This window comes from Myceligenerans indicum (assembly GCF_016742955.1).
GTDB classification, from domain to species: domain Bacteria; phylum Actinomycetota; class Actinomycetes; order Actinomycetales; family Cellulomonadaceae; genus Myceligenerans; species Myceligenerans indicum.
Genome location: NZ_JABBYC010000096.1, coordinates 1 through 5634 on the forward strand (window position 1 = coordinate 1; position 5634 = coordinate 5634).

7 protein-coding genes are annotated in these 5634 nt (G+C 73.2%); 5 read left to right on the forward strand and 2 right to left on the reverse strand.

Features of this window, described 5'->3' with window-relative positions:
- Window positions 1-125: 125 nt before the first annotated feature.
- Window positions 126-278: a hypothetical protein gene (locus HGK34_RS21740; RefSeq protein ID WP_201851419.1), complete on the forward strand. Its 153-nt coding sequence runs from the start codon at window positions 126-128 to the stop codon at window positions 276-278.
- A gap of 15 nt (window positions 279-293) precedes the next feature.
- Here HGK34_RS21740 and HGK34_RS21745 read toward each other — a convergent pair whose 3' ends face one another.
- Window positions 294-1202 (reverse strand): helix-turn-helix domain-containing protein, encoded by a 909-nt coding sequence (locus HGK34_RS21745; RefSeq protein WP_201851421.1) that lies wholly within the window; start codon window positions 1200-1202, stop codon window positions 294-296.
- A gap of 146 nt (window positions 1203-1348) precedes the next feature.
- On the opposite strand from HGK34_RS21745, the gene HGK34_RS21750 reads away from it, so the two are divergent.
- Together HGK34_RS21750 and HGK34_RS21755 are read left to right on the forward strand one after the other, a co-directional pair.
- Complete coding sequence (locus tag HGK34_RS21750) at window positions 1349-2125, forward strand: SDR family NAD(P)-dependent oxidoreductase (RefSeq protein ID WP_201851423.1); 777 nt, start codon at window positions 1349-1351, stop codon at window positions 2123-2125.
- A 22-nt stretch (window positions 2126-2147) separates the two neighbouring features.
- Entirely contained in the window at window positions 2148-2741 is a 594-nt protein-coding gene (locus HGK34_RS21755; protein ID WP_201851425.1) for a YbaK/EbsC family protein, read from the forward strand.
- On the opposite strand, the gene HGK34_RS21760 is transcribed toward HGK34_RS21755, so the two are convergent.
- Window positions 2713-3114 carry a YrdB family protein gene (locus HGK34_RS21760; RefSeq protein ID WP_201851428.1) on the reverse strand — a complete coding sequence of 134 codons (402 nt, stop codon included), beginning with the start codon at window positions 3112-3114 and terminating at the stop codon, window positions 2713-2715. The genes HGK34_RS21755 and HGK34_RS21760 overlap by 29 nt on opposite strands.
- A 141-nt stretch (window positions 3115-3255) precedes the next feature.
- Between HGK34_RS21760 and fabG the strand changes: the two genes are divergently transcribed.
- Both fabG and HGK34_RS21770 read left to right on the forward strand, forming a co-directional pair.
- On the forward strand, window positions 3256-4011 hold the full coding sequence (fabG, locus tag HGK34_RS21765; protein WP_201851430.1) for a 3-oxoacyl-ACP reductase FabG: 756 nt from the start codon (window positions 3256-3258) through the stop codon (window positions 4009-4011).
- A 142-nt stretch (window positions 4012-4153) separates the two neighbouring features.
- A partial coding sequence (locus tag HGK34_RS21770; RefSeq protein ID WP_201851432.1) for an HNH endonuclease signature motif containing protein occupies window positions 4154-5634 on the forward strand: 1481 nt, incomplete at its 3' end.

Consider the following 5634-nt stretch of genomic DNA (forward strand, 5'->3'; position numbering starts at 1 on the left):
CACTCCACAAACCCCCCACGGGCCACCCCACACCCATTTTTTCAAGCAGAAGACGGCATACGAGCTGTAGCTCCGTCTCGTGGGCTCGGAGATGTGTATAAGAGACAGGGACAAGGAGACCGCCGATGTCTGACGCCGTCCCCGCCCTTGACGCCCCGGCCGCCCCACCCGGCGTCACCGAGCGCCCGGAGGGCGCGCCCCTCCTGAGCATGCTGGCCGACGACGGCGCGGTGTGCGTCGACGGGGTGTGCGCCCTCCCGGAGCCCGGCACACGCTGACGGCGTCTCACTCCGTCAGCCGCCCAGCTCCCGTGCCCTGCTGACCATGCCCGCGCCGCCGGCCGGGTCCTTCCCTCCCGCGGACGCGCCGGGGCCGGTCGCCGCGTACGACGCCAGAAGGCGCAGCTTCTCCTCGTCCGGCGTCCCCGCGTCGGCGTGATAGACGACGAGCGTCAGGCCGGGTGCGCCCCCCACGGCGAGCTTCTCGCGGTTGAGCCTCAGGTCGCCGACCTCGGGATGGTCCAGCACGGTCACCGCGCCCTCGCGGACTCGCACGTCGTGGCGCGCCCAGAGCGCGCGGAAGGCCTCGCTGGCAAGGGAGAGCTCACCGACCAGCTCGATCAGGCGCGGGTCGTCGGTCTCGGTGCCGACCGACTCGCGGAACCCGGCCACGACCTGCGCCGCCACCGCCTCCAGGTCGGCGTGCCCCGCATAGAGCGCACGTTCCGCCGGGTCGAGGAACACGTCGCGCAGCCGGTTGCCGCCGACCCTCAGGCGCGGTGACAGCGCCGTGGCCAGGGTGTTGACCGCCAGGACGTCGAAGTACCTGCCTTCCACGAAGGCGGGGAGCCCGATCACGTCCAACAGCTTGCGGGTCCCTGCCGGGACGGTCTCGCGCCGCCCCCGCCTGCGCCGGCGCCGCGGCCGGTCGGCGGCCAGCCCCAGCAGGTAGGCCGTGCCGGCGTCGTCGAGCCGGAGGACGCGCGCGACCGATTCGAGCACCTGCACCGACGGGTTGCGGTCGCGGCCCTGTTCCAGCCGCAGGTAGTAGTCGGCACTGATGCCGGCCAGCATCGCCACCTCCTCCCGGCGCAGCCCCGCCACGCGGCGCACCCCGGCCCGGGGCAGGCCCACGCTCTCCGGGGTGACCTGCTCCCGGCGGGCACGGAGGTAGGACCCCAGCAGGTTCGGTTCGTCGCTCATGAGATCGACGGTAGACGCAGTGCGGAGCCGGTGCCTGGTCCCCTCACTCCCAGGAGCGCGGGGGTACTGCCGCATCCCTCGCGCGACGCGGAAGCTGAAGACAGCCCGGAGCCACGAGGGGTCCGGGACGATGAGAGGACCATCCCATGAGCAAGCTTGCACTCGTCACCGGTGCGACGTCGGGCATCGGCCGCGCCTACGCCGACCGCCTGGCGGCCGACGGGTACGACCTGATCGCCGTCGGACGCAACACCGCCCGCCTGGACGACCTGGTCGAGGCCCACCCGCAGGTGCGGATCGAGGCGGTCGAGGCGGACCTGTCGACCCTCGCCGGGATCGAGAAGGTCGCGGCGGCGGCCGCGTCCGAACCTGTGGACCTGCTCGTCAACAACGCGGGCGTCGCGCACTACATGCCCCTGGCCGAGCTGCCCGCCGACAAGGCCACCGAACTGATGCACGTGAAGGTCCTGGCGCCCACTCTGCTCGCCCGGGCCGCCCTGGGCGGGATGCTGGAGCGCGGCACCGGGACGATCGTCAACGTGGGCGGCATGATCGCCTTCAGCGGGCCCGCGCCGTCGTCGGTGATGCCCCGGCGTGCCGTCTACGGCGGCGGGCTGGCCCACCTGCTCGCCTTCTCCCAGCTCCTGGCCGCCGAGCTGGAAGGGACCGGGGTGCGCGTGCAGGCACTCCTGCCGGGCGTGGTCGCCACCGAGTTCCACACCCGTCAGGGCATCGACCTCAGCGCCATCCCCCGCATGACCCCGGCCGACGTCGTCACCGCGAGCCTGCGCGGCCTGGAGCTCGGCGAGACGGTCACGGCACCGGGCGTGGAGGACACCGGTCTGCTCGACGCCGTGTTCGGCGCCGACCTGGCTGCCTTCGGCGGGCAGAGCACCGAGCTGGCGACGCGCTACCGCGACTGAGCCACGGTGGCAGAGTGGGAACATGAACGCACAGTCCACGAACCTGCCGACGTCGCTGCCCTCCCTCGGAGACCTGACCTGGACCCCGGCGCTGGACCACCCGGACCTCCTCGCCGTGCCCGTCCTGGCCGCGCTGCGGGCGTGGGCCGACGTCGAACCAGCCGTCGCCACGGCGGTGGCGGTCACCGAGATCGACCCCGACCACGCCGACACCGAGACGCTGAACACGCTGCACGGCCTGCCCCCGGAGGCCTCGGCCAACTGCGTGGTGGTGGCGGGCAAGCGGGGTGAGGACGAGCGGATCGCCGGTGTCGTCGTCCCCGCCTCGACGTTCGCGGACGTGAACAAGCGTGTGCGCAAGCTGCTCGATGTGCGCAAGGCGTCGTTCATGGCGCAGGACCGGGCCGTGGCCGACTCCGGCATGGAGTACGGCGGGATCACGCCCGTCGGGCTGCCGGACGGCTGGCGCGTGCTCGTCGACTCGCGGTTCGCCGAACCGGGCACGCTCGCCCTCATGGGGTCGGGCCTGCGCCGGTCGAAGCTCCTGATGGCCGGGCCGCTGCTGTGCGCGGCGCCCGGCGTGGAGGTCATCGAGGACCTGGGCGTGGCCCGCTGAGGCGTGGCCGGTCGCCGGGCACGCCGTCGGGTTCCAGGGCGCTCGGTCTCCCGGCCGTCAGCCGCAGCGCGACGCGGTCGGCGAGCCAGACGACGACGAGCGCCGCCCCGGCCCCGGCCGCGCCCGCCGACACGAGGAGCAGGCCGGTGCCGGCGAACAGGGCGGCCTCCACCGCGAGGCGGAGGACGTCCGGGGCCGCGACGGCCGCACGGGGCGACAGCAGGACACCCCACAGCCCCATGATCGCGACGGCGGCGAGCGGTGCGGCGACCCAGCGCCACCCGTCCCCGCTCAGCTGCCACACGCCCCAGGCGGCACCGCCGACCAGGGCAAGTTCCAGGCCGAAGCGCACCACCAGGGCCATCGTTCGCATGGCGTCAGGCTAGCCCAGGGCCTGCGGAGCTCCGGCCGACGCCGGACCGCCGCGGAGGCCGGTCCGGCCGCCCCCGGTAGGGTGACTGGCCGGGCGTGACGCCGACACCCTCCTGGCCGGCCGCCCCGAACCGAAAGGACGATGATGACCTCTCGTACTGCCGTCGTGACCGGAGCCGCCCGCGGGATCGGCGCCGCGACCGCGAAGCGGCTCGCGCGCGAGGGCCACGCCGTGGCCGTGCTCGACCTGCTGGAGGACCAGGCGAGGTCCACCGCCGAGGAGATCACCGCCGAGGGCCGCACCGCGATCGCCGTCGGCGTCGACGTGTCCGACGAGGACGCCGTGGCCACCGCCGTGGAACAGGTCGCGCAGGAGCTCGGGGCTCCCACGATCCTGGTGAACAACGCGGGCATCCTGCGGGACAACCTGATCTTCAAGATGTCCGTCGACGACTGGGACGCGGTCATGAACGTGCACCTGCGAGGCGCGTTCCTCATGACCCGGGCGGTGCAGGCACACATGGTCACCGCGAGGTACGGGCGGATCGTGAACCTGTCCTCGACGTCGGCCCTGGGCAACCGCGGACAGGTGAACTACGCTGCGGCGAAGGCCGGCATGCAGGGCTTCACCAAGACTCTCGCGGTCGAGCTGGGCAGGTTCGGGATCACGGCCAACGCGGTCGCACCCGGGACGATCCGCACCGCGATGACGGAGGCGACGGCGCAGCGCCTCGGGATCACCACCGAGGAACTCACCGAGCGCGCCGCGAGCCAGATCCCGGTGGGCCGTGTCGGGACGCCCGAGGACATCGCGGCCGCGGTGGCGTACTTCGCGTCGGAGGACGCGGGCTTCGTCTCGGGCCAGGTGCTGTACGTGGCGGGAGGTCCGCGGGACTGACGCGGCAGGCGGGTCCTCGCTGTTCGGGACCGACGATCATGGTTATCCACAGATCCGGCATCCGGGTGGTTGTGCGTTGCGGTGAGCTATAGGCTCGAACAGACAGCGCGGCACATCCGGAGGCGTGAGGAGGTGGGTCACCATGAGCGGGCTGACGTTGCACGACGGCGGTGTGGAAGCGCTGGCAGCGCAGGCCCGGACCGGCGAGCCGGGGCCGTGGCTCGCGAGCGTGCTGGAGGCCCTGGCCGCCCCGGCCACCGGCACGCGGCCCGGCGGCGCTGTGCTCGACCGGCTGGACACCGTGGAACTGGCCGGGGTGGTCACCGGTGCCGGGCGCCTGGCAGCGTGGGCGCAAGCGTTGCAGGCGCGCGCCGCGGCGGCCCTCGTCACCGCCCAGGGCGGGATCCTGGGGGTCGATCAGGCGGCCACCGTGGTCAAGGACCGCCTGCACGTCACAGCGCGCGAGGGCAGCGTGATCGTGAACCGGGCCGACCGGGGCACCCGCTTTCCCGACGTGATGGACGCCCTGCAGGCCGGGCGGATCGATGCGCGCAAGGCAGACGCGCTGCTGGGCGCGGGCGCCGAACTGACCGACGACGAACGCGCCGCGGCCGTCGAGATCCTCCTGCCCGAAGCCCCCACGCGCACCTGGAAGTGGCTGTCCGAACAGCTCAACGCCCTGGCAGCCCGCCTGCACGGCACCGGTGAGGAACTCAACCACGCCGCCGAGCGGCGCAACGTCTGGCTCGAGACCGCTGGACCAGGCATGGCTCTGCTGACCGCGCTCCTGCCCGCCAAGGACGGTGCCCGCGTGTTCAACGCCGTTCAGGCCGGCGCCGCCCAGCTTCTCAACCACCCCGGCCGGACGCGCCGCCGCGGCCAGGCCCGCGCCGACGCCCTGACCTCCCTGGTCACCGGCCGCATGATCCCCCACGGCATCCACGAGAAGCCCGAACAGCAGGTCCCCACGAGCCCGCCGGGCGTCCTCGTGCCACCCGTGCGAGACACCGACCTCGTACCCGTCCCGGACGAGGACGACGTCCTGTCCACGGCGCCCGTACCCCCTGGCGCGGTACCCCCTGGTGCGACGCCCGGCGAGGCCGGTGTCGTGATACGCGGCATCGAGGTCCCCGCCACCGTCAACGTCACCGTCCCGGCCTCGGTCCTGGCCGGCACGGGCGATGCCACCCCCGGGATCCTGGACCTCCTCGGCCCGGTTCCCGCGGCCACGGCCCGCGAGATCGCCGCCGAGGGCATCTGGCACCGCCTCGTGACCGACCCCGTCACCGGCATCCTCACGGACTACTCGACCACCGCCTACCAGCCGCCGCCCCGCCTCCGGCGAGCCGTTCAGCTCCGCGACCGGGTCTGTGCCCACTCAGGCTGCGACCGGCCGGCCATCCAGTGCGACCTGGACCATATCGACCCCTTCGACCACGACCACCCCGACGCGCCCGGCCAACCCGGCCAGACACGCGCCGCCAACCTCCATGCCCTCTGCAGGAGACACCACAACCTGAAGACCCACGCCGGCTGGCACGTCGAACGAGACCTCGCCACTGGTGCCGAGACCTGGACCAGCCCCACCGGCCACACCCACACCTCTGTCTCTTATACACATCT

Coding starts and splice junctions, on each gene's coding strand:
- HGK34_RS21740 (WP_201851419.1), top strand. CDS start 126: ATGTCTGACGCCGTCCCCGCCCTTGACGCCCCGGCCGCCCCACCCGGC.
- HGK34_RS21745 (WP_201851421.1), bottom strand. CDS start 1,202: ATGAGCGACGAACCGAACCTGCTGGGGTCCTACCTCCGTGCCCGCCGG.
- HGK34_RS21750 (WP_201851423.1), top strand. CDS start 1,349: ATGAGCAAGCTTGCACTCGTCACCGGTGCGACGTCGGGCATCGGCCGC.
- HGK34_RS21755 (WP_201851425.1), top strand. CDS start 2,148: ATGAACGCACAGTCCACGAACCTGCCGACGTCGCTGCCCTCCCTCGGA.
- HGK34_RS21760 (WP_201851428.1), bottom strand. CDS start 3,114: ATGCGAACGATGGCCCTGGTGGTGCGCTTCGGCCTGGAACTTGCCCTG.
- fabG (WP_201851430.1), top strand. CDS start 3,256: ATGATGACCTCTCGTACTGCCGTCGTGACCGGAGCCGCCCGCGGGATC.